At 69.8% G+C, this 25,182-nt stretch carries 20 protein-coding genes; 13 read left to right on the forward strand and 7 right to left on the reverse strand.

The window, feature by feature from the left end; genetic code table 11:
- The 4 genes from KGD87_RS34835 (at position 1) to KGD87_RS34850 (ending at position 5,089) form a co-directional block, all read left to right on the forward strand.
- Positions 1-999 carry a Rieske 2Fe-2S domain-containing protein gene (locus KGD87_RS34835; RefSeq protein ID WP_284665222.1) on the forward strand — a complete coding sequence of 333 codons (999 nt, stop codon included), beginning with the start codon at positions 1-3 and terminating at the stop codon, positions 997-999.
- A gap of 14 nt (positions 1,000-1,013) precedes the next feature.
- Positions 1,014-1,985, forward strand: a complete 972-nt coding sequence (locus tag KGD87_RS34840; protein ID WP_284665223.1) for a c-type cytochrome — start codon at positions 1,014-1,016, stop codon at positions 1,983-1,985.
- A gap of 105 nt (positions 1,986-2,090) precedes the next feature.
- Positions 2,091-3,974: a hypothetical protein gene (locus KGD87_RS34845; protein ID WP_284665224.1), complete on the forward strand. Its 1,884-nt coding sequence runs from the start codon at positions 2,091-2,093 to the stop codon at positions 3,972-3,974.
- A 17-nt stretch (positions 3,975-3,991) separates the two neighbouring features.
- The gene (locus tag KGD87_RS34850; protein WP_284665225.1) at positions 3,992-5,089 is read left to right on the forward strand and encodes a hypothetical protein; all 1,098 of its coding nucleotides are present in this window, start codon (positions 3,992-3,994) and stop codon (positions 5,087-5,089) included.
- A 22-nt stretch (positions 5,090-5,111) separates the two neighbouring features.
- Here KGD87_RS34850 and KGD87_RS34855 read toward each other — a convergent pair whose 3' ends face one another.
- The gene (locus KGD87_RS34855; RefSeq protein WP_284665226.1) at positions 5,112-6,389 is read right to left on the reverse strand and encodes a TldD/PmbA family protein; all 1,278 of its coding nucleotides are present in this window, start codon (positions 6,387-6,389) and stop codon (positions 5,112-5,114) included.
- 280 nt (positions 6,390-6,669) lie between these two features.
- Between KGD87_RS34855 and KGD87_RS34860 the strand changes: the two genes are divergently transcribed.
- The 4 genes from KGD87_RS34860 (at position 6,670) to KGD87_RS34875 (ending at position 9,666) form a co-directional block, all read left to right on the forward strand.
- Entirely contained in the window at positions 6,670-8,052 is a 1,383-nt protein-coding gene (locus tag KGD87_RS34860) for a metallopeptidase TldD-related protein (RefSeq protein ID WP_284665227.1), read from the forward strand.
- Positions 8,053-8,199: 147 nt separating this feature from the next.
- A complete protein-coding gene (locus KGD87_RS34865) occupies positions 8,200-8,844 on the forward strand; it encodes a hypothetical protein (protein WP_284665228.1) in 645 nt (214 codons plus the stop codon).
- 357 nt (positions 8,845-9,201) lie between these two features.
- Positions 9,202-9,408: a cold-shock protein gene (locus KGD87_RS34870; protein WP_284665229.1), complete on the forward strand. Its 207-nt coding sequence runs from the start codon at positions 9,202-9,204 to the stop codon at positions 9,406-9,408.
- A gap of 75 nt (positions 9,409-9,483) precedes the next feature.
- Positions 9,484-9,666 (forward strand): hypothetical protein, encoded by a 183-nt coding sequence (locus tag KGD87_RS34875; RefSeq protein ID WP_284665230.1) that lies wholly within the window; start codon positions 9,484-9,486, stop codon positions 9,664-9,666.
- A 136-nt stretch (positions 9,667-9,802) separates the two neighbouring features.
- On the opposite strand, the gene KGD87_RS34880 is transcribed toward KGD87_RS34875, so the two are convergent.
- A complete protein-coding gene (locus tag KGD87_RS34880) occupies positions 9,803-10,447 on the reverse strand; it encodes a helix-turn-helix transcriptional regulator (protein ID WP_176416265.1) in 645 nt (214 codons plus the stop codon).
- Between the two features lie 138 nt (positions 10,448-10,585).
- On the opposite strand from KGD87_RS34880, the gene KGD87_RS34885 reads away from it, so the two are divergent.
- Positions 10,586-12,997 carry a DNA polymerase domain-containing protein gene (locus KGD87_RS34885; RefSeq protein ID WP_284665231.1) on the forward strand — a complete coding sequence of 804 codons (2,412 nt, stop codon included), beginning with the start codon at positions 10,586-10,588 and terminating at the stop codon, positions 12,995-12,997.
- Positions 12,998-13,015: 18 nt separating this feature from the next.
- Here KGD87_RS34885 and KGD87_RS34890 read toward each other — a convergent pair whose 3' ends face one another.
- Positions 13,016-13,909, reverse strand: a complete 894-nt coding sequence (locus tag KGD87_RS34890) for a hypothetical protein (protein WP_284665232.1) — start codon at positions 13,907-13,909, stop codon at positions 13,016-13,018.
- The gene (locus KGD87_RS34895; RefSeq protein ID WP_163783191.1) at positions 13,909-14,124 is read right to left on the reverse strand and encodes a hypothetical protein; all 216 of its coding nucleotides are present in this window, start codon (positions 14,122-14,124) and stop codon (positions 13,909-13,911) included. Before KGD87_RS34895 ends, KGD87_RS34890 begins: the two co-directional genes overlap by 1 nt.
- A 288-nt stretch (positions 14,125-14,412) precedes the next feature.
- On the opposite strand from KGD87_RS34895, the gene KGD87_RS34900 reads away from it, so the two are divergent.
- From KGD87_RS34900 to KGD87_RS34910, 3 genes are all read left to right on the forward strand, one after another.
- Positions 14,413-15,849: a M16 family metallopeptidase gene (locus KGD87_RS34900; protein WP_284665233.1), complete on the forward strand. Its 1,437-nt coding sequence runs from the start codon at positions 14,413-14,415 to the stop codon at positions 15,847-15,849.
- 11 nt (positions 15,850-15,860) lie between these two features.
- Entirely contained in the window at positions 15,861-17,282 is a 1,422-nt protein-coding gene (locus tag KGD87_RS34905; protein ID WP_284665234.1) for a M16 family metallopeptidase, read from the forward strand.
- 96 nt (positions 17,283-17,378) lie between these two features.
- Positions 17,379-17,513, forward strand: a complete 135-nt coding sequence (locus tag KGD87_RS34910; RefSeq protein ID WP_284665235.1) for a hypothetical protein — start codon at positions 17,379-17,381, stop codon at positions 17,511-17,513.
- 59 nt (positions 17,514-17,572) lie between these two features.
- On the opposite strand, the gene KGD87_RS34915 is transcribed toward KGD87_RS34910, so the two are convergent.
- The 3 genes from KGD87_RS34915 to KGD87_RS34925 all read right to left on the reverse strand — a co-directional run bounded on the left by KGD87_RS34915 (position 17,573) and on the right by KGD87_RS34925 (position 22,032).
- On the reverse strand, positions 17,573-18,067 hold the full coding sequence (locus KGD87_RS34915; RefSeq protein WP_284665236.1) for a hypothetical protein: 495 nt from the start codon (positions 18,065-18,067) through the stop codon (positions 17,573-17,575).
- 187 nt (positions 18,068-18,254) lie between these two features.
- Positions 18,255-20,138, reverse strand: coding sequence for a glycosyl hydrolase family 18 protein (locus KGD87_RS34920; protein WP_284665237.1), 1,884 nt, complete (start codon positions 20,136-20,138; stop codon positions 18,255-18,257).
- A 433-nt stretch (positions 20,139-20,571) separates the two neighbouring features.
- On the reverse strand, positions 20,572-22,032 hold the full coding sequence (locus tag KGD87_RS34925) for a right-handed parallel beta-helix repeat-containing protein (RefSeq protein WP_284668731.1): 1,461 nt from the start codon (positions 22,030-22,032) through the stop codon (positions 20,572-20,574).
- A 419-nt stretch (positions 22,033-22,451) separates the two neighbouring features.
- Between KGD87_RS34925 and KGD87_RS34930 the strand changes: the two genes are divergently transcribed.
- A complete protein-coding gene (locus KGD87_RS34930; protein WP_284665238.1) occupies positions 22,452-25,052 on the forward strand; it encodes a right-handed parallel beta-helix repeat-containing protein in 2,601 nt (866 codons plus the stop codon).
- Positions 25,053-25,182 lie beyond the last annotated feature (130 nt).

Below are 25,182 nucleotides of genomic sequence, written 5' to 3' on the forward strand. Positions count from 1 at the left end.
GTGCGCTCCTACGTTGACGCTTTCTCTCCGTACTGGCACCCGGTCGCCTTCTCCAACGAGCTGACGGCCGTTCCACTCCCTGTGCAACTGTTGGAGACGGAGCTGGTGCTGTGGCGGACGGACTCGGGCGTGGCCGTGACGCACCGGCGGTGTTCACACCGGGGCGCCGACCTTGGCCTGGGCGTCGTCACGCCGGAGGGGCTGCGCTGCGGCTTCCATGGCTGGACCTATGGCACGGACGGACGCTGTGTGCGGGTGCCGTCACAGCCCGCCGCGCCCATCCCCGCCCGGGCACGCGTCTGCGCCTTCCAGGCCACGGAGCGGTATGGCCTCGTCTGGGTCTGCCTGTCCCAGGAGCCTGCGGCGCCGCTGCCGGAGTGGCCGGAGCTGGAGGACGGCGCCCTGGCCACCGTGCCGCTGCCGGTGCTGGAGTGGGACGTCGCCGCGGGCCGGATGGTCGAGGTCGTCCTGGACGTGGCGCACCTGTCCTTCGTGCATGAAGGCACCTTCGGCAACCCGGAGCAGCCGGAAGTGCCTCCCTATGAAGTGGAGCGACGCCCCACCGGCGTCGGCGCGCGCATCGTCTATCCGGCGCTGGCTCCGGCGACGGATGGCATGCCGCCCCGGGTGGATCGCACCACGCTCACCTACGACGTGACGCTGCCCTTCGCCGCGAAGCTGGCCTTCAAGCCCACGCTCTTCTACGTCCACACCGTCTACGCCATCGCCTCTCCGCTCTCCGAGGAGAAGATGCGGTGCTTCTACTTCGCCTCGTACCATCCCCGGCTGCGCAACCACTTCCCGGACATGTTCGTGAAGAGTGAGCTGGCCATCCTGGAGCAGGACCGGCGCACGCTGGAGGGCGTGCGTCCTCGGGCCCAGCCCCTGGACTTCGCCAGCGAGGTCCACACGCCCGCTGACCGCCTGCCCATCGAATACCGCCGAGGCGTCATCGCCCTGCGGCTGGGCAAGCCCGTGGACGGCCCTCCCCCGGAATGAGGACCCACACCCCGATGCGCACCCATCTCCTGTTCCTGCTGCTGGCGCTGGGCGCCTGTCAGCGCAACGAATCGCCGCCGCCGCCCGCCAAGGCTCCGGCCGCGGCCACGCCGGCGCCTCGGGCTCCCGCCGTCGTCCCGCCCGTCACCGCGGGCACGGCGAAGCTGGAGCGGGGCCGGTACCTCGTGGAGAACGTGCTCGCCTGTGGCTCCTGCCACACGCCGCGCGACTGGTCTCGGTATGGGGGCCCCACCTCCGGGCCCGCGCTCTCCGGCGCCTGCTGGGACGACGCGGCCTGGGAGCTGCCCGGCCGCGTCTGCGCGCCCAACATCACCTCCGACCCCGAGCACGGCATCGGCCGCTGGACGGACGAGGAGCTGCTGCGCGCGCTGCGCGATGGCACCGGGCGCGACGGGAAGACGCTCTTCCCGCTCATGCCCTTCCTCCTCTACCGCGAGCTGTCGGACGGGGATGCCCGCGCCGTGATTGCCTGGCTGCGTCAGGCCCCGGCCACCCCGCGCGCGGGGCCTCGTTCGGCCATCCCGGACGAGGTGTACGCGCAGTACAAGGACCTGGCCGCGCCCACGAAGGCGGCCGTGCCGGAGCCCGCGACGGATGACGTCTCCCGCGGTCGCTACCTGGCCACCGTGGCGCAGTGCGCCGCGTGCCACGCGGGCATGGACGAGGCGGGCACGCCCTTCGTGGGAGGACGTCCGCTGCCCACGCCGCATGGCCCGGAGGTCGTGTCCAACCTCACACTGCATGCACGCGGACTGGGCGCCGTGGACGAAGCGGCCTTCGTCGCCCGCTTCACCGCCTTCAAGGACCTGACGCCCGCGCCCGCGCGGGCGGGCCAGGTCAACAAGCTCACCATGCCCTGGGGCTTCTTCGCCGGACTGGCGGAGGCGGACCTCAAGGCCCTCTACCGTTACCTGCGCACGGTGCCCGCCGTGGCACCCACCGCGCCGTCCGCGTCTGGCAAATGACCCATTCTGGCGCCACCTGGGAGCGTCCGGTAGACTCCCAGCGCGTCCCCTGAAAGCCCATCGTCACGCGCCCTTCCCCCATGGTCGCGTGTGACGCGTGCCCTCATGAAATCTCTTTTCAAGCGACTGCTCCTGTCCTCGCTGGTGTGCCTCACCGGCTGCGATGTCTTCAACATCGGCGACGCCGAAGGGACCCGCGGCCGTGGCGCGAGGGCGTTCGACCCGTACTCGAGCTCGGCCTCCGGTGCCATTTCCCTGTCACTGCTGTACTTCAATGGCTGCGCCATCCTGCCCACCGGTGAGCCGGTGTCGGCCGGCTCGCTGAACCTGCCGGACTATCCGGCCACCTGCGAGGCCATGAACCTGATGGGCCAGCCGGTGCCGCCCTCGGCGCGGTTCGAGGTGACGCCGGGCGTCAACTACTTCATCCGCGAGTTCACCGCGGTGGACGCCATTTCCGGCGTCCACACCGACTTCAAGAACCAGCACGCCCCGTCCTTCTGGATGCGCAAGCAGTCGCGCTTCAAGGATTTGGACTGGTCGGGCGTGACGGTGGGCCGGGAAGAGTGGACGAACGACTACGATTCCACGTTCCAGCGCGAGACGTACTACGAGAACGCCGCGTGGATGCGCTCGCTGGACGACACCTTCCTCATCGAGGTGCTCGACGCGGACGGCGCCGTGCGCACCTCCGCCACGTACAGCCGCCGTGACTTCATGGGGGAAAGCTCCACCACGGGCCGCACGCGCGCCAGCTGGCTGGTGGCGGACCTGGCGCGACCTCGCTTCCCGGGCGACCCGGAGGTGAGCCTGCTGCCGGACGGCACCGAGCCCACCTACAAGACGATCGTGAAGGCGTCCTTCTCCGGCGCCACCGACCCCTTCAAGACGCTGACCATGCCGCAGCTCTCCGGGGAGGGACTCATCCGCGTCACCTGGAGCCTGCTGCCCCTCCAGCCCTTCCTCTTCCCCATCGTCTTCACCCCCGAGGCGGAGCGCCCGGCCACCTGCTACCGGCTGGATGAAAACGGGCTGGCCACCAACGAACAGGTGCCTTGCGGCTTCGGCCTGACGCAGGCGGTGCGAGTCAACCGCCCAGCCAACGGCAGCTACTTCATGCCCGGTGACGCGGTGGACTTCATGGTGTCGCTGCGCGACGGGGACGGCAACGGCCTCCACCCGCGCAACCGGATGCCCAGCTTCAATCAGTACATGAGCGAGTCCTCCAACGGCCTCGCGTACTTCAACGAGGAGATGCTGCTGACCTACCGCGAGGCCAGCTCCTCTGAGTCCGGCTTCAAGGTGGTGGGCCCGCTGCAGGACCTGCAGGTGGCGCGCGGCTCCTACTCGCTGCCGTACTTCTCCTTCCCGCTGTTCAGCGAGCCGCACTTCTACCTGCCGCCCGGCTCCAACCTGCTCGCGGGCGGCGGTGACGCGCAGCCGCCCACGCACTATTCGGTGCAACTGCCGCCGGACGCGAAGGCGGGCACCTACGCCATCCTCCTCAAGGGACACCGCACCTTCATGGGCGAGCGCCTCAACCGGCTGGACCCCTTCTTCTTCCAGGTGGGCCAGGCCCAGCCCACCGCGTACCCGGGCCGCGTGGGCAACTGCCAGGTGTGCCACAACGGGGTGAACTCGCTCTCCAACGTCCACCACGGCATGTCCGTGGACCACGTGGAGGCGTGCAAGACGTGCCACATCGAGGAGGGCTACGGCTACCTGCCCGACATCATCCACCGCATCCACAACAGCTCCCGCAAGTACAACCAGAACAAGGGTGACTGCACCATGTGTCACCTGACGCGGGAGAGCACGCTGTGGCCCAGCCTGATGAGCTGCAATGGCTGCCACGTGGCGTCGCACGGCACGGAGTACTTCGACCTCCGCTTCGAGCCCATGCAGAACACGCCCAACGGCTACGGCAATTGCGCCGAATCGTGCCACGTCACCACGCCGCCGGCCGAGCACATCCTCCCGCCTCGCTGAGCCCTCAGAGGAACGCCATGAAGGTTCGCTCCCTCGTTGCCTCGACCCTGTCCGCCGCCGTGCTGAGCGCGTGCGCTGATAGCACCACGCCGCCCCCTCCCCAACTGGACGCCGAGGCGCCCTACACCGACCTGCCTGACCGGCGGGTGCCTGTCTCCGGTGTCATCTTCGATCCGGAGGCGATGTTCTATACCTTCGTCATGTGGCCGCCCGACCCGGAGGACCCGGAGGCCGGGCCGCCGCTGCCGGCGCTGCTGTACGGCATGCCCACGGTGATGCGCGCGTCCGTGTGGGGCGCGCAGGTCAGCATGGTGGGGCCCACCGGAGAGGTGGTCGATACCAGCGGCCCCGCGATGCCGCCCTGGGGCAACTTCCAGACGGAAGGCATTCCCGCCGACCCGACGGTGCCGTACCTCATCCGCGCCGAGCCCGCGCCCGGGCTCTCGGTGGGGGCCGCCGACATGTTTCCGGAGGAGGAGGGCCACGCCCCCATCCCCGCGGTGCCGTACTACGCCACCACCAGCCTGCGGCCCGTCGCGGCCACCGGGACCCAGTGCCTCATCCAGTCGCCGGCCATCGTGGGCGAGGCGGGCGCGCTCGGCGCGCTGGCGCAGGTGATTTCGGAGGAGACGGGGACGTCCATCTCCCCGGCCAGCCTGGCGGATGCCTCATCGGGCCGCTCGGTCGCGCTGCTGTGGGTCTACTCGCCCAGCCCGGTGCTGGACGCGTTCCTGTTCCCCAGCGGTGACATCGCCGCGGAGACGACGGCGGGCACGCTGTACGCCATTGACTGGGCGCCGCCGGGATTGTTCCCGGGCCAGACGGAGATGGGCTACTTCGCCATCCCCGGCGGCATGAGCAGCCTGGGCTACTACGCCCTGGTGGTGCAGCCGGGCGCCCCGAGCGCGCTGACGGTGAGCTTCGTGGACACCCTGGAGGACGAGGAGCAGGGCCGGCCCTGGGAGGTTCCTCCCTTCTTCGTGGCGGGTCTGCCGCCGGGCGTGTCCTTCACGCGCTTGTTCGCCATGGCGCCCATGCCGCCCGTGGAGGAGAACCCCTACGAGGAGCCCGCGCCGCCGCCGGACTTCGGCTTCCTCTGCTACCCGGAAGGGTGAAGCACCCGGGCGCCCACGGTGCTCACCGCCAGGGCTCCACGGAGAGCTGCCGGAAGCGAATGGTGGGCTGCCCGAAGGACACGGGCAGTGGACCATGGTCCAGCTTCCGGCAGCCGCGCGTGGCGAAGAGGTTCTTCGTGTCCGCGCCTACCGCGTCGATGGCCGCCAGGGCCGTAAGCCCGTTGCCCCGGAGGATGCCGGGGCCCACGCGGCGCCCGGGCCGTCCGTCCCGAATCTCCCGCGCCTCCACGATGTAGAAGCTGAAGTCGCCCGACAGCAGGTCCATCTGCCGGGGCGTGAGGTGCTGCACCAGCAGCCCGTGCGGGACGTCCGCCATCAGCGCTTCCAGGTGGCCCTGGTGCGCGTCCACGCGCGTGTGGGACATGCGTGGCAGAGGCGGGTGCCGGTAGCTGACGCGCCGCCCGTGTCCGTTGGGCGCGCGGCCCAGCGCGGTGGCGCTGCGAGCGTCCAAGAGGGGCGCGTCCACCCGACCCTCGCGGATGAGCGTCACCGGGAGCGCGGCGTGGCCTTCATCGTCCCAGGCGAAGCCGAGCGCGCCGTGGCCGTCCGTCGGGTCGTCCGAGACGCTGAGGTGCGCGCCGGCCACCTGCTGCCCCAGCCGCCGCGCCAGATAGGAGCCGCCGCGCGCGACGACGTCTCCCTCCAGGGGATGTCCGCACACCTCGTGGAAGAAGCAGCCGGAGGCGGCGCCCGGTGGAAAGACGATGGGCAGCACGTCGCGGGGGCAGGGCACCATGGGCGTCGTGTCCCGCAGCTCCCGCGCCATGCCCTCCACGAGCGCCTCCAGCGAGGGCAGGGCGGTGCGCGCTCCAGTGACTTCCGGCCAGGCGGCGCAGCGCCACAGCTCGGCCAGGCCCGCGCCGGTGTCGTGGAAGGCCTTCACTTCGAGCAGGGCATGGCGCTGGCGGTCTTCTCTCAGGTGGGCGTCGCTGACGGACAGCGTGCGCCGCTCCACCTCGCGCAGCAGCACGTCCAGGTGCTGGGCGCCCGCGGCCCGCGCGGTCGCCTCCAGTTGGCGGACGAGCGACGACATGGCCTCCGTGTCGCTCGCGAGCCGGGGCTCGGCGTCCAGCATGCCGCGGGCCTGGCGCTCCAGCGCCTCCGGCATGAGGCCGCTCTTCCAGCGGGCGTCAGCCACCTGGGCCCATTGCCAGGTCATGCGGTCCGCGGTGGCCTGTCCCCTGGACCAGCCCCGGTCGAGCACGGGGGAGACGACGCGGAGCCCGGAGCGCTGGTGGAGGACCTCGGTGACTTCGCGCCGCTCCACGAACCAATCCAAGCGTGTGTCCTCCGGCCGGGCACCACGCGGGCTGGGCGTGGCTTCGGTGACGCCCACCGTGAGACGGCGGGCACAGGTCCTGGAGCATACGCCAGACGGGGAGGCGGACCCATGCATGCGCCTGGATTGTGGGTTGATACTCGCGGTGTCGCCGTGCACGCACGGACCGGCGGCTGCGCCACCGGCGCGGATTCCGCGCGACGACGCGGAGCGGCCCCACGCGAGGACGCAGACCGGTATCCTCGCGACCAGTCCCAGCGAGTGTCGGCGGAGGCAGTGGATGCAGCGTGGTTCCGGTTCCGAGGAGGACAGCGGGGTGGCGGTATGCGCGGGCCTTCAGCCCCGTGACTTGCTGACGGCCGCTGGCGAAGCGCTGGAGACCTTCACGCGGCACCACGCCCCCTCGCAGGCCGAGTTGTTCCTCGCCGCGGAGCGCAGGCTGTCGTTCGAATACGACGCGGGGACGGGGCGCTCCATCATCAACCAGGGGGAGACCCTGGATGCCATGGCGCGCGTGAGCTGGGACGCGCGACAGGGCCTGCTGACCGCGCCGGTAGGGGACGCGGGCGCGCTGTCGCTGCTCCTGGAGCGCACCGCACGGCAAGCCACTCCAGGACGCGCGAGTCCTCTGCCGGAGCTGCCGGTCCAGTCCGAACCTCAGGGTGTCTCGGGTCCTCCCACGCTTCAGCCGGAGCGCGCCGCGCGCCGGATGAAGCACTTCATCGACACCGCCGTGCCCCAGGGCAGCGTGGTGCAGGCCGCGCTGCTCACCCAGGTGTCCACGTGGCGCGCCCTGGTGCGCGCAAGCGGCGAGCGGCGTGCTCGCACGGAGTGGCGCGAGGAGCTGTTCGTGCGGTGTGAGACGCCGCGAGGCGCCGTGGTGGACGCGGTGGCGTTCCCTGAAACAGCGGAGGAGGACGCCGTCATCGCGCCACTGCGCCACAGGCTCGCGGAGGCGGTTGAAGCCCTCACGGGCCCCGCGGAACCGCTGGACCGTGAGCTCCCCCTGGTGCTGCGGCCGGCGGTGGCCGCGCCGCTCGCGGCGGGGCTCACCTGGCTGCTACGGGGAGACGTGGCCGCCGCCACGCCCGCGCTGGCCCGGGCCGTGGGGCGCAAGGTGTTCCCCTCGGTCCTGAGCGTGGTGGATGACTCGCACCACCCCACGGCCACGCGGCGCGTCTCCATGGATGACGAAGGGCTCTCCACGGACTCGCTCTCCCTGGTCGAAGCGGGCGTGCTGCGGGGATTCCTTCACGCCGCGGACACCGCATCGCGGCTCGGCGCGCCGCCCAATGGGCGCGGCTTCCGCATCGCACTGTCGCCTCCCTCGCCCGAGGCCGTGAATCCCTTCCTCGTGCCCGGTGTGACCGCCGTGCTCCCCGCGCACTACACGGAGCTCGTCGCGCGCGTGGAGACCTTCACCACCATGCCTCGTCCCGGCACCGTCACGCTGGTGGCGGGCGGCTGGGAGGTCCGCGACGGCCGCCGTGTGCGCCGCGTTGCTCCGGTGGAGCTGGAGCTGCCCGTGCTGGAGACGTTCCGCGCGCTGCGCGGCGTGGGGACGGACCTGACCTTCTTCCCCACCGCTGAGGGCTGTGGCACGCCGACGCTCGTCTTCCCGCCCCTGCTGTCGGGTGCCCGGGGAGGGCAGGCGGCCAGCTGAGGCCCACGTCCCTGGGGCGGCGCGGGGCCCGTCAAAAGACGCCAGGCCGCCCGCTGGCCCCCAATCCAGTGCATGCTGCGCGCACGACGCCGGGCCGCCGGTACGAGGCCCCGGGGCCCAAGGAGGCGGCGTCACGGGAGGACGCGGATGTCGGGTCAGTCGCTGGCGGCGAAGATGCTGGAAGGGGCGCGGGAGTGGGCGAAGCGACTGCCGAACGCGCTCTCCAACGACATGGCGGTGGACGTGAGCCGCAGGCGGGTGCGGCTGTCGCATGCGCGCGTGGAGACCGTGGTGCGCCAACTGCTGGCCCGGCTGAAGAACTTCGAGCTGCGGGAGTGGTCCGCGCGGGAGGACGTCTATGACGTCCGCTTCTCCGTGCACGGCTGGAAGCTGCGCGTGGAGACGGCGCTGGAGCGCGTGGAGCTGGCCTCCGGGCGCTACCGGCTGTGGTTGAAGACGCCGGGCGTGGTGGAACTGGAGGAGTCCCGCACGGCTTCGTCGCTGATGATGGGCGTGCTTCGCGCGGGGGCGGGCCGGGCCGCGATGCGGGTGTTGGCGGAGCGCCTGCTGCCGCCCGGCATTCGCTGGGACGGTCAGGTGTTACAAGTGGAAGGGCCGTTGCCTGAAGAGGGCGTGCTGCCCGCTCGGCTGTTTGACTCCGCCTCCCTGGCCATGACCGCCGAGCATGAACGCGAGGGCCTCTGGCTGGCCGCCGAGGCCTGGCCCGGGCTCATGGACCTGCTCCAGGGGGTGTTTGGCACGGAACTTCCGCGCACGCCCCCCGGCGCCTAGCGGGCCAGGCCAGGAAGTCGGCCCCCGGCTGCTCCTCGTTCCGGGAGGGTGGGGGGCCAGTGGCGTCCAGGAACGTGCCCTCCAGGGCGCTCCCCAGGGGCCGCGGGCGCCCCCACATTGAAGGAACGTCCGGCGATGAAGGGGCGCCAGACGATTTTCGGGGCGTTGTACCACGAGTCAAGGGGCTGGAATTCTTCGGTTCTACGCCACGTTTCCTTCACGCGGCGAACAGCCGGTGGAGATTCGGGGCCTTCCACAATCGACATTGGCCCCTCGACAGGCTAGAGGCAGCCTGTCCCGCTCTATGGGACTGGCTGCGGTCTCGCGCCGCACGCAGAAACAGAAAGAAGAAGAAACATGGCAACTGGCACCGTGAAATGGTTCAACGACGCGAAGGGCTTTGGCTTTATCGCCCAGGACGACGGTGGGGCCGACGTGTTCTGCCACCACACCGCTATCCAGACGGATGGCTTCCGTACCCTGGCCGAAGGCCAGAAGGTGGAGTTCGAAGCCCGGAAGGGCCCCAAGGGCCTCCAGGCCGAGAACGTCCGCGTAGTTGGCTGAGAGCTCAGGCTCAGCACCATCAGCCCGGTCTCCTCACTGCGAGGCCGGGCTTTTGTTTTCAGCGAGGGAGGCTCAATGCAAGGAAGATCCACGAAGCGCCAGAAAGAGCAGGCGCGCAAGCAGCACCAGCAGGAGAAGAACGCGAAGCGCGAGGAGCGCAAGAAGGAGAAGACCGAGCGCGGGCCGCGCCAGCCGGGTGAGGTCGACCCCGATATCGCGGACATCGTCCCCGGTCCCCAGCCGCCGCTGGAGATTTGAACCCAGTTTCGTGCCGCCTGGGCTCGCCACGCGGTCAGTGGTGCCCAGGCCAACCTTCCGGGACGGCGCCCAGCCCCCGGGAGGACGCAGTATCCACCTCCCCCGCGTCAACGCAGCCAGCGCCCCTGAGCGGACTTCACGGTCCGGCGGCGCGCAGCACCTCGGCGCGGGTGATGTGGTCCAGTCGGAAGTGTCGGCGCTCTTTCGTGGTGAGGTCCTCCCCGTCGATGCGCGTCTCGTGCCGGTTCATGATGACGGACATCACCCGCACGTCGCGGACCGTCTCCAGGAAGTTGCTGTCGACATAGGTGATGCGCAACGGCTGCTGCTCGAACCACGCTCGCTCCAGTGCTTCACGGACAGGCTTCTTGCTGGGCAGTGACGGCACGCCGATGAACGCCAGCTCCCGCAGCCGGGTGAGCAACTCGCGCTGCGCGGAGGTGGAGAGCGCCGCGCGCACCTTGTCCAGCGCCGACTCCAGCGTGCCCGCGAAGGGCATCAGCCGCATGTCGATGGCGAAGCGCCCCAGCGCGACGATGAGCGCCGCCTCGCGCGCGGTGAAGTTCACCGGCGGCAGGCTGTAGCTGCGATCCAACGCGTAGCCACCGCCACGGCCGCGCTCGGCGGACACCGGCATCGACGAGGCGCGCAGCGAGTCCAGGTCCCGGTAGATGGTTCGCACCGTGACGCCGAACCGCTCGGCGAGGACCTCCGCGGTGACACCGGTACGGCGGCCCCGGAGGTATTCGGCGAGGGCGAAGAGACGCTCGGTGCGCTGCATGGGGAGGAAACCTGACATACCACTGTCACCCCCCTCCCTCAAGATGAGGGGATGTCCCTGGAGCAACGTGCCTTGCATCCCACGCCGCGAGCGGCTTGCATCGCGCGCGTTCGCGGCACATCCGCCCGGAGGGACTCCATGGAGGACGAGTGGCTCTGGGGGTGGGACGCCACGCCGGGCATCGTCTCCGTGTGGGCGGAGCCTGACGGCCGCGCCTTCGTCTGGCGCCGCATCCCGAAGACGGGGGCGCTCGTTCGCGAGGACGTGCGCTTCCGCCCGTGGCTGCTGCTCGCGTCCCTGGAGGACCTGGCGCACCTGGGGCCTCGGCTGCGCCCGGAGTCGGACGGCCCCGCGCGCTACCGGGTGACGTGGCAGGAGCTCGAAGGGCCCGGGGCGCTGCGCTACCTGGTCCGCGGTGATGACAGCCGCGCGCTCACCAGCGCGGTGCTGGAAGGCGCGTCACGCCGGCTGGGCAAGCCGGTGAGTCACTTGAAGGAGCTGGGCGCGAACACGGTGCTCGCGCTGCCGCCGGAGGAGCAGTACCTCACGATGTCGGGCCGCACGTACTTCCGCGACCTCGCCTTCGATGAGCTGCGCCGCATGCAGTTCGACCTGGAGACCACCGGGTTGGACCCGGCGCACCACCGCGTCTTCCTGGTGGCGCTGCGAGGCCCGGATGGGGCGACACAGACGCTGGAGGCCCAGGGGGATGACGACTCGGCGGAGGCGGACCTGCTCTACCACCTGGCGGAGCGCGTGCGCGCCTGGGACCCCGACGTCATCGAAAACCACAACCTGCACGGCTTCGACCTGCCGTTCCTCGCGCGGCGCGCCCGGCACCTGGGGGTGTCCCTGGCGCTGGGCCGCGCGGGGGCACCGGGCCTGCGGCACCGTCCGTCCGCCAGGGGCGCCGCGTTGGGACGGCCCGTGCCCGGCGCGCCTCCGGATGCGATGCGCCGCGCGCGCTACACCGTGCCCGGCCGTGAGCTCATCGACACGCTGGACGCGGTGCTGCGGCATGACTTCTCCACGAGGGACTTGCCGGGCCATGGCCTCAAGGCCGTCGCGAAGCACCTGGGCCTGGCGGGGCCCGAGCGCGAGCACATCCCCGGTGCCCGCGTGTATGACGTCTTCCGCACGGACCCGGAGCGCGTGCGGCGCTATGCGCGTGATGACGTGACGGAGGCGGGCGGCCTCGCGAGGCTGCTCGGGGGCGCGGCCTTCGCGCTCGCGCGCATGGCGCCCCGTCGCTACGAGCGGCTGGCGGACGCGGGGCCGGCCACCGGCGTGTTGGATCCGCTGCTCGTCCGGGCCTATCTCCGGGAGGGCGCGGCGCTGCCCGCGCACGAAGAAGGGGATGGCACGTCGCACAGCGGCGCGGCGCTCCACCTGTTCGCCTCGGGCGTGGCCCGGCGCATCGTGAAGGCGGACGTCGCCAGCCTGTATCCCTCCCTGATGCGCCAGTACCGGATTGGCCCCCGGCGGGACAGGCTGGGCGTGCTGCTGGCGCTGGTGGACCGGCTGGTGGACCAGCGGCTGGGCGCGAAGGGCAGGGCGCGCGCGGCGCCGCCCGGCTCGCAGGAGCGCTTCACCAACGAGGCGCTGTCGGCGGCGATGAAAATCGTCGTCAACTCCGCCTACGGATACCTGGGCGCGGTGGGACTCACGCGCTTCTCGGACGTGCACGCGGCCAACGAGGTGACGCGCCAGGGCCGCGAGGTGCTGGGGCTGCTCTGCCGGGAGCTGGCGCGCCGGGGCGTCACGCTGCTGGAGGCGGACACGGACGGCGTGTACTTCGCCGTCCCGGAGGACTGGCGGGAGGCCGACGAGCGCCGGGTCGTCTCGGAGGTCGCCGCGCTGCTGCCGCCCCGCGTGCAACTGGAGTTCGACGGGCGCTATGCCGCCATGCTGTCGCACGAACCGAAGAACTACGCGCTCCAGCCGTATGACGGTCCGCTGGTGCTCCGCGGCGTGGCCTTCCGCTCCAGCCGCGCGGAGCCCTTCGGAGAGGCCTTCCTTCGCCGCGCGCTGCGCTGTCTCCTGGCGCAAGACATCCCGGGCGTGCGGGAGGTGTTTGTCGGGACGGTGATGGCCCTGCGCCGCCGGGAGCTGCCCACGCCGGAGGTCTGCGCGCACGTCCGCCTGACGAAGTCGGGCGCCCAGTACCTCGCCATCCGGGCCCGCCGGCGCGAGCTCCCCTACGAGGCCATGCTGGCCAGCGGCCGAAAGGAATGGCCCCTGGGTGAGCAGGTCCGCGTCTACCGCGCCGTGGGAGGCCGGGCGGGCCTGCTCCCCATTCCGGAGGCGGAGGACCCGGGCACGCGGCCCCTGTCGCGCGAGGAGGACCCGCGCGACTACGACGTGGAGTACTACGTGCGCCTGCTGCGGGAGACGTTCGCCGCGCGGCTGGTGCGCGCGCTGACGCCGGAGGACTTCCGGACGGTGTTCGACGACCCCGGCCAGCCCTCGCTCTTCGCGCCCTCGCTCGAGGACGCGAAGCCCATCCTCACGGTGCTGAAGGCGCCGGCGGACGCGCTGGAGGAGGGTTAGCCGCGCGCGGGACGGCGCTCAGGACATGCCGGCGTGCGACTGCGCCGAGGGCTCGGCCGCGGGGAGCTGCTGCGGCGCCAGGGCGGAGCGCTGCAGCCAGCCCGCGAGCCCCAGGAGCACCAGGCCCGACGTGCGCAGCGTGCGGAGGAGCTCCGCGTTCTGCGCCGCGTCTCCGGGCAGCAGGGGCGCCAGCCACCCGCGGGCGTCGTAGAAGAGCCACATGGCGCCGGAGATGCCCATGGCCCACCACACCCAGGCCAACCGTCCGCCGCGCAGCATGTACGCCACACTCAGGATGGGGGCCACCAGCAGGATGGTCGTCATGTCGGCCAGCGTGGACGCCAGGCTGATGACGGCGGACATGGTGCTGATGGCGTCCGTGCCCAGGTGGCGGACCTCGGTGGCCAGCACGGGCACGCCCACGGCCAGCGCGGCCACGGCCGTCCCCACCCACAGCGCGTTGGAGCGGAAGCTGGACGGTGGCTGGAGTCCGGACTGCCGGTACGTCATCGCCAGCAGGATGAGCGCGTACGTCGTGCTGACGTTCGCCAGCACGACGACGAGCATGCGCACGGGCAGCAGCGGTGACTGCGTGAAGGGCACGTCCGGCACCGCGTGGAGCCAGTAGCTGCGCAGCGCGGTGCTGACCAGCGACAGGAGGGCGCCCGCGGCCAGGCCGCCCCACACCTTGCGCAGGTAGTCGCCCTGGGCGAACGAGCGGGCCGCCGCCAGGGTCCCGAACACCGCCAGCACGCCGCTGCCCCAGCCGGCGACGTCATGCACCAGCGGGAGCGCGCGCGGCGCGTCCAGCGTGGAGGCCGCCGCGAAGGCGTGCGCCAACTGGAGCACGAGCACCGCGCCGAACCAGGGCACGATGCTCCCGGCCGCGCGGCCCGTCGAATGAGCGCTCATCACAGCTTCTCCAAGGAGGCGGAAATCTCCGCCAGGATGACCTTCGCGTGCAGGGCGCCAATGAAGGTGTTCAGCATGGGCTTGAGGCCTTCGAGCAGCTGCGGAAGGTCCTCTCGCTTGAGCTGCTCGGGGGGCCGCTTGAGGGTCCGCAGGGCGGCGGTCTGGATGGCCATCTTCGCGGTGAACCCGCCGAGGAGCGGTTCCAGGTGTCGCACGAGCGTGTCGTGCCAGCCGGCGGGGGAGGTCTGGGAGGAAGAAGGGAGAATCGCGCCACCTCCTGGTGGAGACTTGAAGCGTAGGCAGATTCCAGCCCGCACACGAGGGGCACACCCTGTCTGGCCATGTGGAAACCCTCTCGTTATGCGGGTTTTTCATTGAGAGCATGGAATTGAACCGGGTGCGTCCGGGTTGCCGGGGCCCGGAATCTTTGGCAATCGGGGGACGCACAGCGCCGTAGGGGCTCCGTCATTCGACGGGATGCCAGGTCATTCAGGGGAGGTCCGATGAGGAAGGTATTCGGAGCGGTAGCACTGGCCGCGTTCACCGGCTGCGCGACCACGCAGGAAACGCAGAAGCCGGAGCCGCCGCCCGCCGCGGAGACGGCGAAGGTGGAGGCCCCCGCCGAGCAGCCGAAGCTCCAGGTCCCCGTGGACTACTACAAGCTCGACAACGGCTTGAAGGTGGTCCTCTCGCGAGACAGCTCGGCGCCCAAGGCCGTCGTCGCCGTCTATTACAACATCGGCTTCCGCATCGAGCCGAAGGACCGCACCGGGTTCGCGCACCTGTTCGAGCACATGATGTTCCAGGGCTCGACGAACCTCGGGAAGATGGAGTTCATCCGCCTCATCCAGAAGAACGGCGGCGTGCTCAACGGCTCCACGCGCTTCGACTTCACCAACTACTTCGAGGTCATCCCCTCCAACACGCTGGAGCCCATCCTCTGGGCCGAGGCCGACCGCATGCGCGGGCTCGACGTGACGGAGGAGAACCTGAAGAACCAGCAGGGCGTGGTGATGAACGAGGTGAAGGTCAACGTCCTCAACCAGCCCTATGGCGGCTTCCCGTGGCTGGACATGCCGCAGGTGGCGAACAGCAACTGGTATAACGCCCACAACTTCTACGGCGACTTGAAGGACCTGGAGGCCGCCTCGCTGGAGGACGTGCGCGCCTTCTTCAAAACGTACTACGCCCCCAGCAACGCCGCGCTCGTCATCGTCGGTGACTTCGAGCCGGAGCAGGTGAAGGGCTGGATTCAGAAGTACTTCGGGCCGCTGCCCACCGTGGCGCAGCCGTCCAAGCCGGACATCTCCGAGCCCCGCCAGACGAAGGAGAAGCGCCACGACAAGCAGGACAAGCTGGCCCAGCGTCCGGCGCTCGCGGTGGGCTACCACATGCCCGACGTGGGCACCCCTGAGTACTACGCCATGGCGCTGGTGGACGAGGTCCTCCTGCGCGGCAACGACAGCGCGCTCTACCAGCAGCTCGTGCAGAAGAAGGGCCTGACGGGCGAGGTCTCCGGCGGGGTGAACCAACTGGGCAACCATTGGAACTACAACGGCCCCATGCAGTGGACCGCGTACCTGTTCCATGACGCGGACACGACGACGGAGACCCTCCTCGCGGAGTTCGACGGCGTGGTGGCGCGGCTCCAGGAACAGCCCATCGACGCGGCGACGCTGGAGCGGGCGCGGGTGAAGGCGCGCTCGCGGCTGTACGGACAGTTGGAGGGCTTCCTCGGCTTCGGCCGCGCGGACCTGCTGGCGTCCTTCGCGCTCTTCTTCGACGACCCGGCGCGCATCAACCGGCTGGAGTCGGAGCTGATGAAGGTGACGCCGGAGCTCATCCAGAAGACGGCGAAGGAGTATCTGCGCCGTGAGAACCGCACCGTGCTGACGGTGACGCCCGCCGCGGCCACCGCTGCCCAGACGAAGGCCCCCTGAGGACACGCCCCATGACTTCGCACTCAATTCGCACCCGCCTTGTCGCGCCCGCGCTGATGGTGCTCGGGATGCTGTCCGCGCCGGCCTTCGCGGCCGCTCCCGCCTCGGCACCCACCAAGGAAGCGCCTCCCGCCGCCGCGCCGCCCAAGCCCTTCAAGGTCCCCGTCCGCACGGAGTTCAAGCTCGACAACGGGCTGGAGGTCTCCCTGCTGCCCTACGGCGACATGCCGAAGGTCGCCATCCAGCTGGCCATCGACACCGGCAACATCCATGAGAAGGCCACGGAGACGTGGCTGGCGGATCTGATGGGCAGGCTGCTGTCGGAGGGCACCACCACCCGCTCGGCGGAGCAGCTGGCCCAGTCGGCCGCGCAGCTGGGGGGAGCGCTCAACATCGGCACGACGATGGACCAGACCTTCGTCGGCCTGGAGGTCCTCTCCGAGTCGGCGCCAGACGCCGTGGCGCTCATCGCGGACGTCATCCAGAACCCGGCCTTCCCGCAGGCGGAGGTGGAGCGCGTCAAGGGCGACCTCGCGCGGGAGATGGCCATCTACAAGAGCCGGCCGGGCACGCTCGCCGACGAGCGGCTGCTCCAGTCGCTCTACGGTGACCACCCGTATGGCCGCTACTTCCCGCCGGAGGCGCAGCTCAAGGGCTACACGCGGGAGGCCGTCCGCGCGCACTACGACGCCAACATCGGCGCGGCCCGGGCGCGGCTCTACGTCGTCGGCCGGTTCGAGCCGGCGCCGGTGGAGAAGGCCATCCGGGCCGCGTTCACCGGCTGGAAGGCCGGCCCGGCGCGGCTCCAGAACGTGCCCACGCAGCAGGTGGCGAAGGCGGTGCAGTTCATCGACCGCCCCGGCTCGGTGCAGTCCACGGTGCGCGTGGCGGTGAAGGCGCTGCCGGCCTCCAGCCCGGACTACGTCAAGCAGACGGTGCTGAACACGCTGCTCGGTGGCTACTTCAGCTCGCGCATCACCGCGAACATCCGCGAGGCGAAGGGCTACACGTATTCGCCCAACAGCGTCGTCTCCACGCACCTGGAGGACGCCTACTGGGTGCAGAACGCGGACGTGACGACGGCCGTCACCGGCGAGTCGCTGAAGGAAGTCCTCAAGGAGGTGGCCACCCTGCGCAAGACGCCGCCGCCCGCCGAGGAGCTGAGCGCCGTCCAGAGCTACCTGGCGGGCTCCTTCCTGCTCCAGAACTCGTCGCGCGGCGGCATCATCAACCAGCTCCGCTTCGTGGACCTGCACGGCCTTCCGGACACGTACCTGCAGAACTACGTGCAGTCGGTGATGGCCGTCACGCCGGAGCAGGTGCAGCAACTGGCCGCGAAGCTGCTCAAGCGTGAGGCGATGACCTTCATCGTCGTGGGCGACCAGAAGGTGGTGGCGCCGCAGTTGAAGGTCGTGTCCCCCGCGCTGAAGTGAGTCACCGGGAGGGCGGAGGCCATCCTGGGCCTCCGCCTTCCTCCTCCGGCGCCGCTACTCCGGACGGGTCGTGACGCCGTCTGGATAGAGGGCGTCGTGGGCTACTACCACGACGAGCGCTTCGCGCTTCCCAAGCTCCTGGGGACGAAGCACGCCAGGCACTTCACGGACTTCTCGGCGCACATCGTCAGGGTCATCGACGAGCTCATCGAGAATTTCGCGGAAGCCTAAGGCATGGCGGAAAGCCCGTGTTTCGGCACGGGCTGCGTCGAACCGCCGAGCGGCCCGCTTTAGAGGCAGTTGCCCAGCCCCTCATAGATGGTGGTCTGGGTGCGCGGCAGCGTGGCGTAGAGCGGAGACGTGCCCGCGAGCGCCGTCAGGAGCTGCTGCATCGTGGTGCGCGGCGCGAGCGGCACCTGACAGGCCCACGTCTGTGCATCCACCGTCACCGCGCCCGTCGCAGGGTCGACCTCCTCGTTGCTGGCGGCGAAGACCCAGACGCACTGGCCCATCCGGCCCGTCAGGGCATTCACGGAGCAGCGGAAGCGCAGCGACTCGATGTTGCTGTACTCGCCCTCACAGAACGTGTCGCCACAGATGTCATCGAAGTTCTGCTTGAGGGAGGAGCTGAGCTGGTACCACGCCTCGATGTCCTCCTCCGACGTCAGGTAGGCGGAGACGTCCACATACGCGTTGGCGACCGTGTTCCCGGACGCCAGGGCGGACAGCGGCGCGAGGAAAGACAGACTCAGGGCGGCAATGGAAAACGGGGAGGAGAGGGTCATGCGTCCTGTTTAGCCCCTCCTCCACGTTTGCGAACCCACCTCCATGGGCTGACACGGAGTTTTGACTACACTCCGATAGGAATTCTCCATTCCTGGCATCCCGGTCGAAGCCCAGAGCTCGTGGGCCTGGCCCTCGACCGGGGGAGGACCGCGCTGCGTGCACAGCGCGGTCCCTTCCTTCACCGGCTCATGGCAGGAAGGCAGCCTTCACCGCGTCGAGCAGCGGGTTGGCGCCAGTCTGCGGATCGATGCATCCCTGGTTGATGGTCCAGATGATGGTGCCTCCGTAGCCGTTGTCATGGGCGAAGGCGCCCTTGGCGGCAATGGCTTGCGGTGAGTCATACGAAATCCACCGCACCGTGCCGTCCTCCACGGGGACCTCGAAGGTGACGTAGCTGGCCTGCGCCGCCTCGTCCCAGTGATAGACGCCCGTCGCCGACAGCTGGAGAATCTTGCTGTAGGTGAAGGAGTTGTCGCTGCCCACGTAGTCGGACCAGTCCGTGTATGGCTGATACGGGCCTGTGATGTTCCGCCACGCCATGCCATAGAACGGGATGCCCATGCCCAGCTTGCTCTTGGGGATGCCGGCGTTGTTCCAGGCGCTGAGGCTGGAGGCCACGGACGTGGGGTGGTAGCCCGACGCTCCCGTCAGCGCGGAGGTGTACCAGGACAGCCAGCCGAACCAGGGCCCCGTCATCTCGTAGGTCATCACGTTCATCTGGTCCAGGTAGGGGACCAGGTTGACGTACCACGGGTCCGCATCCTCGGGGAAGTTGGTGTTGACCCAGCCAATGGGCATGGTGAGCAGCATCTGCGGCCGGGCCGCGCGCAGCGCCTGTATCAGCGCGAGCAACGCCGGCTTGTCCGCCTGTTCCACCGGCTCCCAGTCGATATCCAGGCCGTCATAGCCAAAGGTATCCACCGCGTTGAGCAGGCTCTGGACGAACCGGGCGCGGTTCGCGTCGGACGCCGCGCCCACCCATCCGTTGTGCTCACCCGCGCCGCCCACCATGATGATGGCCTTGCGTCCGGCCGCGTGCGCCCGCGTGGACAGCGTCCGCGCGATGGCCGGGCCATTCGAGTTGTCGAACTGGGTGTTCACCGTCCCATCCGGATTGGGGGTGACGCGGCCCACGAGGATGTGCGTGAGCGCGGAGAAGTCCACCTTCTCCGGCGGGTACAGGTCCGAGTTCCAGCCGGTGTAGTAGCCCGACACCCACTTGCCGCTCGGCGGCGGCGTGTCCTGGACGGTGACGGTGGCCACCGCCGACTTCGTGGGGGCGGACTGGCTCGTCGCCACCACGTGGTAGGTACCCGCGGTGGACGGGGCAGTGTACAGGCCCGCCTGGGTGATGGTGCCTCCCGCCGAGCCCTCCTGCACGGACCACGTCACCGCCGTGTTGGTGCTGCCCGTCACCGTCGCAGTGAACTCCTGCGTCCCCCCCGCCGGAACCATGGCGGAGGTGGGGGTGATGGCTACTTCCACCGGCGGAGGCGGCGCGGCCATGCCCCGCACGCCCAACTCGTCGAAGTAGAGCGTGGGCAGGCTTACTCCCCGGCCTTCCTGGAGCACCAGGCCCGTCAGTCGTGCCCCCTGCGGCGCCAGGACGGAGATGGGCACGGTGCATGTCACCCACGCGTTGGCGCGGATGCGGCCGCCGGTGCAGTACGGCCCCAGCTCGGTGCCGGGCGTTAAGACGCCGTTCACCACGGCCCGGGCCAGCACCACCACGTCGTTGCCGGACGTTCCGCCATGCACGCGCAGGGTGAGCGTCATCCCCGCGTTTGAGGTGAGCGACGAGGTATTGAAATACAGCGCTTCCCAGGCGCGCATCGTCACGGAGATGGAGTAGCGCCCCGCCGCGACGGGGGAAGTGTTGGTGAGCGAGTGAGGGGCCCAGGAGTAGTCCTGCCACGGTGCTTCCATGGCGTCGCGGTAGATCCAACTCGTCGTGACGGGGACCCACTCAGGCGGAACGCCTTCGTCCCTGTCAACCACTGCCGCGGGAGGCTTTGCTTCCGCCTGAGCGGCCCAAGCCGCGCTGCCGCCAGAAGCCAGGACCATGGCCATCCATGAAACCCACCATACGACCAACCGGTGCATTCGATTCTCCTGTCGAGGCCCGTCGAGCGTCCTCACTCACGCGCGGTGAGCCGTGCGACACGGTCTCTTTGCTTGAATGAGATTGACGGGCCTCGGGCAACCTGGGGGAGGAGCCCTTCATGGCAAAGCCCTCCCCAAGGTCGCCTCGGTCACTTTCAATGCGACAGTCGAAACGCATTGGCCTGGGAGATGTCTTGGATTTCGCATCCGAGCGCCCAGGGAGCGCCTCCCGGGACCAGGGAGGCGGTGACATTCCCTCAGTCAGCCTGGCGTGGTCTCTGCATCCGAGCAGGGCCGGGCGCGGTCTCCTCGTTCCGGGCTCTCTTGATGGTGAGTTTGTATGTCCATTGCGGCGGGTGGCCAGCTCGTGGGAGCGCCGTCTGGCCACCCGGGCATCATGTCAGCGTTGCGGCTCCAGCCGTGGGGCGCTGGCGAGCGGTGGCTCTGGAGCCTGCCTCAAGTTCATGGGATTGAAGACCTGCTGCGTCTGGACTTGTGCCCAGTTCTCATTGAAGACGAGGACGAAGAGGCTGCCCGGCGTGGTGGCCCGGAAGTAGAAGCGGCCCTGGGCCTGGGGGTTGTCCAGGTCGAGCGTCGTCACCGTGGGGCCCGCGCAATCGGAGTCCGCGTAGAACTGGACGCCGGAGGAGGCAGGGCCCGCTGAGATGATGTCGAAGCTCGTCGTGGGGGCGACGACCAGGTTTCCGTTCGCATCCTGCGTCTGGACGATGAGGGGGCCGGAGCATTGCCCCACGGGGACCTGCCGCGGCGGCGTGAGGAAGGCAAGGCCCGCGGTGGGACCCGCGAGCACATCCACGGCGAAGGTGGAGCCGGGGAGGGTGGCCGGGTCATATCCCGAGCCGGTGATGATGTTGGAGTGAATGACATTGCCCGTGCCCAGGTCCGAGATACCGGCCTGGTAGACGAAGCCATTCGTCACGCCGTCGAAGTGGAGCAGGTTGTCCACGACCTGGATGTCCGTCTGTACCTCCGGCGGGTCTCCATTCGCATCTCCCTGGGACAGGTAGACGCCGATGTCATTGTTGAACAGTTGGTTGCCTTCGATGAGGACGTCGAAGGACAACGGGCCTCCGTACAGCGCCCCCCCGTAGATGAGGATGCCGTTCGCCACGCCGTTGCCGGTGTAGGAGTGCCCGGTGATTTGATTGTTGACGATCTGGCCGGTGGCGCCAAACCCGACCTGGACCCCAATCTGGGCGAGATAGTCAACGGGCCCATCGCCCACGAACCGGTTCGCGGTGATGTTCACCGAGACATTGCCAGTCGCCGCGACGCCGGCCTTCTGGTAGCCCATCATGAGATTGTTCTGCACGCCGACGAACTGAATCGGGCCCAGGGCGTCCTGGTTGTCAATCAAGATGCCAACGCCCTCCTGACAGCCGCTGGTGCCGTCTCCCTGCCGGATGTTGAAGAACTGGCTGCTGACGACGAAGCCGGTCGCATTGTCGAACCGGATCCCGGCGAGTGCGTCCTCGCCCGCGTCGCAGACGTCTGCAAGGCCCATCGCCATGAGCCCGAGGTTGACGTAGAACGCGCTGCCGCCGCAGTTGCGCGCGATGGGACCGGTGAAGTGGCCCCCTGGCGGGTCCACCGCGATGATGAAGTTCCCTGCTCCATCCAGGACGTACCCATCCGGTATGAGCAGGGTGGAGGAGGTGGCGCAGGTGCCTGCCAGCGTCAGGACGTTTCCGTTCACGAAGACAGGGCACGGAACGTACCCGCAGGAGGCGTCCTGGAAGCCCTCTTGGAGGGACGCCATGCTCAGCTCCGCTGTGTGGAGGTCCTCACCCGGGCTGCTCTGGAGCGCCGCCTGGCTGGGCTCCTCGCCCGCGCACCCCACGACTGGCAATGCCAGGGCTCCAACCAGGATGCTTCCGAAATACCGCCATCGACTTCGACTCATACAGTGCCCTCTCTCTGAGCGGGTGCTCGGTGAGGAGGCATCGATAGTGTGAAGTGGTGCGGCGTAATATGGACTCCACGGATGTCGGTGGCGCTGGAGGTGGACAAGTCCCCCCTGCTCGGGTCCTGGTGAGATGCCCAGATGGGAGTGGATGTGATTGGGGGGCAACGGAATGCAGGGAGGAGAAGGTGGGATGACGCCCCGCGCCCCGGGTCAGGGCGTGACACCCGTGTCCACGTCGCGCAGTCAACGGGAAGGGGGCCCTGGAGGGGGGCTCGCCGGAACGTCCACTGGCGCGTTGCATGGAAGGCAGGTGATAGAGTGTCGAATTCCTGTCCCGCCTGGAGGATGCCGTGATGAGTCCCATGGACACGCTGAGCCCCTGGCGCCTCGCGGGCCTCCTGGTGCTGGTGGCCACGACGGGGTGTCTTCCTGAGGATCCGCTGCCCATCCACCTGGAGCCCTCCGCGTCGGCGCGGGTGATGGTGGTGGTTCCGCGCACGCTGGCGTCCGGGCCCGTCACGGAGGTCCGCGCCACGCTCACGCCCGTGGAGGGAGAAGCAGCGGGCGCGGTGCTCGCGGGGGGCGACGGCCTGTGGCAGGGGCTGGTGCGGCGGATTGCCTCCGGACGGGCGGTGGAGGCGAGCGCCACCGTCCGCGGCGACGGCGGTGAGGTCCTGGCGCACGTCGACGTCCCGAACGTGGTGACAGGCGCACACCGGACGGCGCTGGTCGTCCTGGTCCCGCGAGCCGTTGCCCCCGGCGCGCCCGGAGCGCCCTTCATCGACGCGGTGCTGGGCTCGTCGGCGGAGGTCCGGCCCGAAGGGGAGGTGGCGCTGCGCGCGGTGGCGGAGGCCGCCTCCGGGGATGGGGCGCTCACGTATGCCTGGCGGGCCTCGGCTGGAAGCTTCAGTGACGCCAGCGCCCCGGCGCCGGTCTGGACGGCGCCGGAGGCGGCCGGCTTCGTCACGTTGACGCTCCAGGTGACGAACGCGGTGGGCCTGGGGGCCACGCTGGACTTCCCCGTGCGGGTGGCTCGGGACCATGGCTTCGGCGCGGACGGCGCGGTCGCTTTCAATCGCTGGCCGCTGTTGGTGGAGCTGAGCTCCCTGCCTTCCGGCGAGGTCCCGTACGGCGCTTCCCTCCAGCTCCAGGCGGAGGGCCGGGACGAGGACGGAGATGCGCTGACCTACGCGTGGACGGCGAGCTGCGACGGCACGTTCGACGACGCGAACGCGCGGTCGCCTCGCTTCACGCCGTCCACGCCGCCCTCCGGGGCCTGTGGCGCGTGCCAGTTCCACGTCACGATGCGGGATGACCGTGGCGGTGAGCACGTCGGCTCGGTGGACGTGTGCGTGGTGCAGCGGCTGCCGCCCATCATCGTCTCCACGGCCCAGTCGCGGACGGAGGCCCTGGGCGCGGAGCCCGTCCTGCTCCAGGCGGTGGCGGAGGACCCGCGTGGCGAGGCCCTCACCTTCCAGTGGTCCGCGAACACCGGCCTTTTGGAAACCGCCACCCAGGACGGGACGCGGGGCGAGGTGCGCTGGTCCGCGCTGTCCTGTGTCCCGACGCACGTGGAGCCTTCGGTGCGGCTCACCGTCACGAATGTGTCGGGGATGAGCGCGACGCACCTGTTCCAGATTCGCTGGGACGACCGGCGCTGTGGAGCGTTTCCTCCCTGCTCCGCACGGTGGGAGGACGGCCGCGTGACGCTGACGGCGGACTGCACGACGGAGGGCACGCTGTACATCCCGGAGGGAGTCACCTTTGACGGCGCCGGACACGTGGTGACGGCGGTGGACCCCGAAGGCGGCCGCTTCCAGGGGGCGGTGCTCCGCAACCGGGGAGACACGGCCCACGTCCACGACGTGGTGGTGGAGGCGCGTGGCCTGTCGGAGCGGGCCTGTGACGCGGGTGAGGCCAGCTTGAGTGGCATCCGCTTCATCGGGGCGAGCGGCGCCATCACCGACAGCGAGGTGCGCGCGCTGCATCAGGATGAGGGCCGGGGCGCCTGCCAGGAGGGCGTGGCCATCGAGGTGCGAAACGCCCAGGACGCCTCCCGGGTGGTCCAGGTGGACGTCATGCGCAACCACATCGTGGGCTACCAGAAGGCGGGCGTCGTGGCCTCGGGCCGGGTGGACGTGGCCGTGGAGGACAACGTGGTGGAGGGCGGCGGTCCGTCGGCGGTCATCGCAAGGAATGGCATCCAGCTGAGCTTCGGCGCCACGGGACAGGTGCTGGGCAACCGCGTCACCGGCAACGTCTATTCGGGGACCGGCTATGTGGCGGCCGGCATCCTCGTCGCGGGTGGGGCCTACTACGGCGGCCCGGTGTGCGAGGACGTCCTCATCCAGGGCAACACGCTGGAGGCGAACGACGTTGGCATCGACCTGTCGCAAGCGGAGGCGGACGGCGGGCCGCTGGCGCAATCCTCACGGCTGCTCGTGGTGGAGAACACGTTGAGCCATGACGTGGTGGCGAACGGCGTGCCGTACCAGGCGGGCATCTCGGACCTGGGCGGGGCCAACGTCATCAGCCGCAACCGCATCAGCGGCGCGGGCTACGCCAGGGAGACGCTGCCGGGCGCCACCTTCGATGTGGACGTGGTGGCGGACGCGGCGGCGCAGGTGGCCTTCCTGACACCACCGCAAGACGTGGCGGCGGGCGCGTGCTCGGCGGCGTTGGTGGTGCAGAGCCAGGACGCCCTGGGCAACCTGTCCGCCCTGGCGTCGTCCGCGCTGGTGGTGGAGGCGCAGGGCGATGTTGGAGAAGTGACCTTCTTCCGGGACGCGGCGTGTACACAGGCCCTGGTGCCTTTGAATGGCAGCGGCGCCATGTCTCTGGAGGGGCCGCAGCAGGAAGCGGTGTTCTATTTCCGCGCGGCGCGGGCAGGGGCGTTGGAGGTACAGGTGCGAGGCGATGGGGTGAGCGCATCCCAGCTGCACGTGGTGCGTTAGACGAAACGGGGGGCGTCGAGGCATTGAACAAGCCAAGGCCGTGGCCGTCGCGTTGCTCGTGGCCTCGAGCCTGTCTGGCTTCCGTCTCTGTCGTAGACTCCGTGGGATGGAAGGGGCCAAGGTTCCTTCC

Origin of the sequence: Myxococcus sp. SDU36 (assembly GCF_030168875.1) — a bacterium.
Classification (GTDB): Bacteria; Myxococcota; Myxococcia; order Myxococcales; family Myxococcaceae; genus Myxococcus; species Myxococcus vastator.

Excerpts from the sequence above, each read along its gene's own strand:
- KGD87_RS34860 (WP_284665227.1), top strand. The coding sequence starts at position 6,670 with ATGCAGCGTGGTTCCGGTTCCGAGGAGGACAGCGGGGTGGCGGTATGC.
- KGD87_RS34850 (WP_284665225.1), top strand. The coding sequence starts at position 3,992 with ATGAAGGTTCGCTCCCTCGTTGCCTCGACCCTGTCCGCCGCCGTGCTG.
- KGD87_RS34930 (WP_284665238.1), top strand. The coding sequence starts at position 22,452 with ATGAGTCCCATGGACACGCTGAGCCCCTGGCGCCTCGCGGGCCTCCTG.
- KGD87_RS34905 (WP_284665234.1), top strand. The coding sequence starts at position 15,861 with ATGACTTCGCACTCAATTCGCACCCGCCTTGTCGCGCCCGCGCTGATG.
- KGD87_RS34900 (WP_284665233.1), top strand. The coding sequence starts at position 14,413 with ATGAGGAAGGTATTCGGAGCGGTAGCACTGGCCGCGTTCACCGGCTGC.
- KGD87_RS34890 (WP_284665232.1), bottom strand. The coding sequence starts at position 13,909 with ATGAGCGCTCATTCGACGGGCCGCGCGGCCGGGAGCATCGTGCCCTGG.
- KGD87_RS34915 (WP_284665236.1), bottom strand. The coding sequence starts at position 18,067 with ATGACCCTCTCCTCCCCGTTTTCCATTGCCGCCCTGAGTCTGTCTTTC.
- KGD87_RS34865 (WP_284665228.1), top strand. The coding sequence starts at position 8,200 with ATGTCGGGTCAGTCGCTGGCGGCGAAGATGCTGGAAGGGGCGCGGGAG.
- KGD87_RS34875 (WP_284665230.1), top strand. The coding sequence starts at position 9,484 with ATGCAAGGAAGATCCACGAAGCGCCAGAAAGAGCAGGCGCGCAAGCAG.
- KGD87_RS34880 (WP_176416265.1), bottom strand. The coding sequence starts at position 10,447 with ATGCAGCGCACCGAGCGTCTCTTCGCCCTCGCCGAATACCTCCGGGGC.
- KGD87_RS34870 (WP_284665229.1), top strand. The coding sequence starts at position 9,202 with ATGGCAACTGGCACCGTGAAATGGTTCAACGACGCGAAGGGCTTTGGC.
- KGD87_RS34885 (WP_284665231.1), top strand. The coding sequence starts at position 10,586 with ATGGAGGACGAGTGGCTCTGGGGGTGGGACGCCACGCCGGGCATCGTC.
- KGD87_RS34845 (WP_284665224.1), top strand. The coding sequence starts at position 2,091 with ATGAAATCTCTTTTCAAGCGACTGCTCCTGTCCTCGCTGGTGTGCCTC.
- KGD87_RS34920 (WP_284665237.1), bottom strand. The coding sequence starts at position 20,138 with ATGGCCATGGTCCTGGCTTCTGGCGGCAGCGCGGCTTGGGCCGCTCAG.
- KGD87_RS34840 (WP_284665223.1), top strand. The coding sequence starts at position 1,014 with ATGCGCACCCATCTCCTGTTCCTGCTGCTGGCGCTGGGCGCCTGTCAG.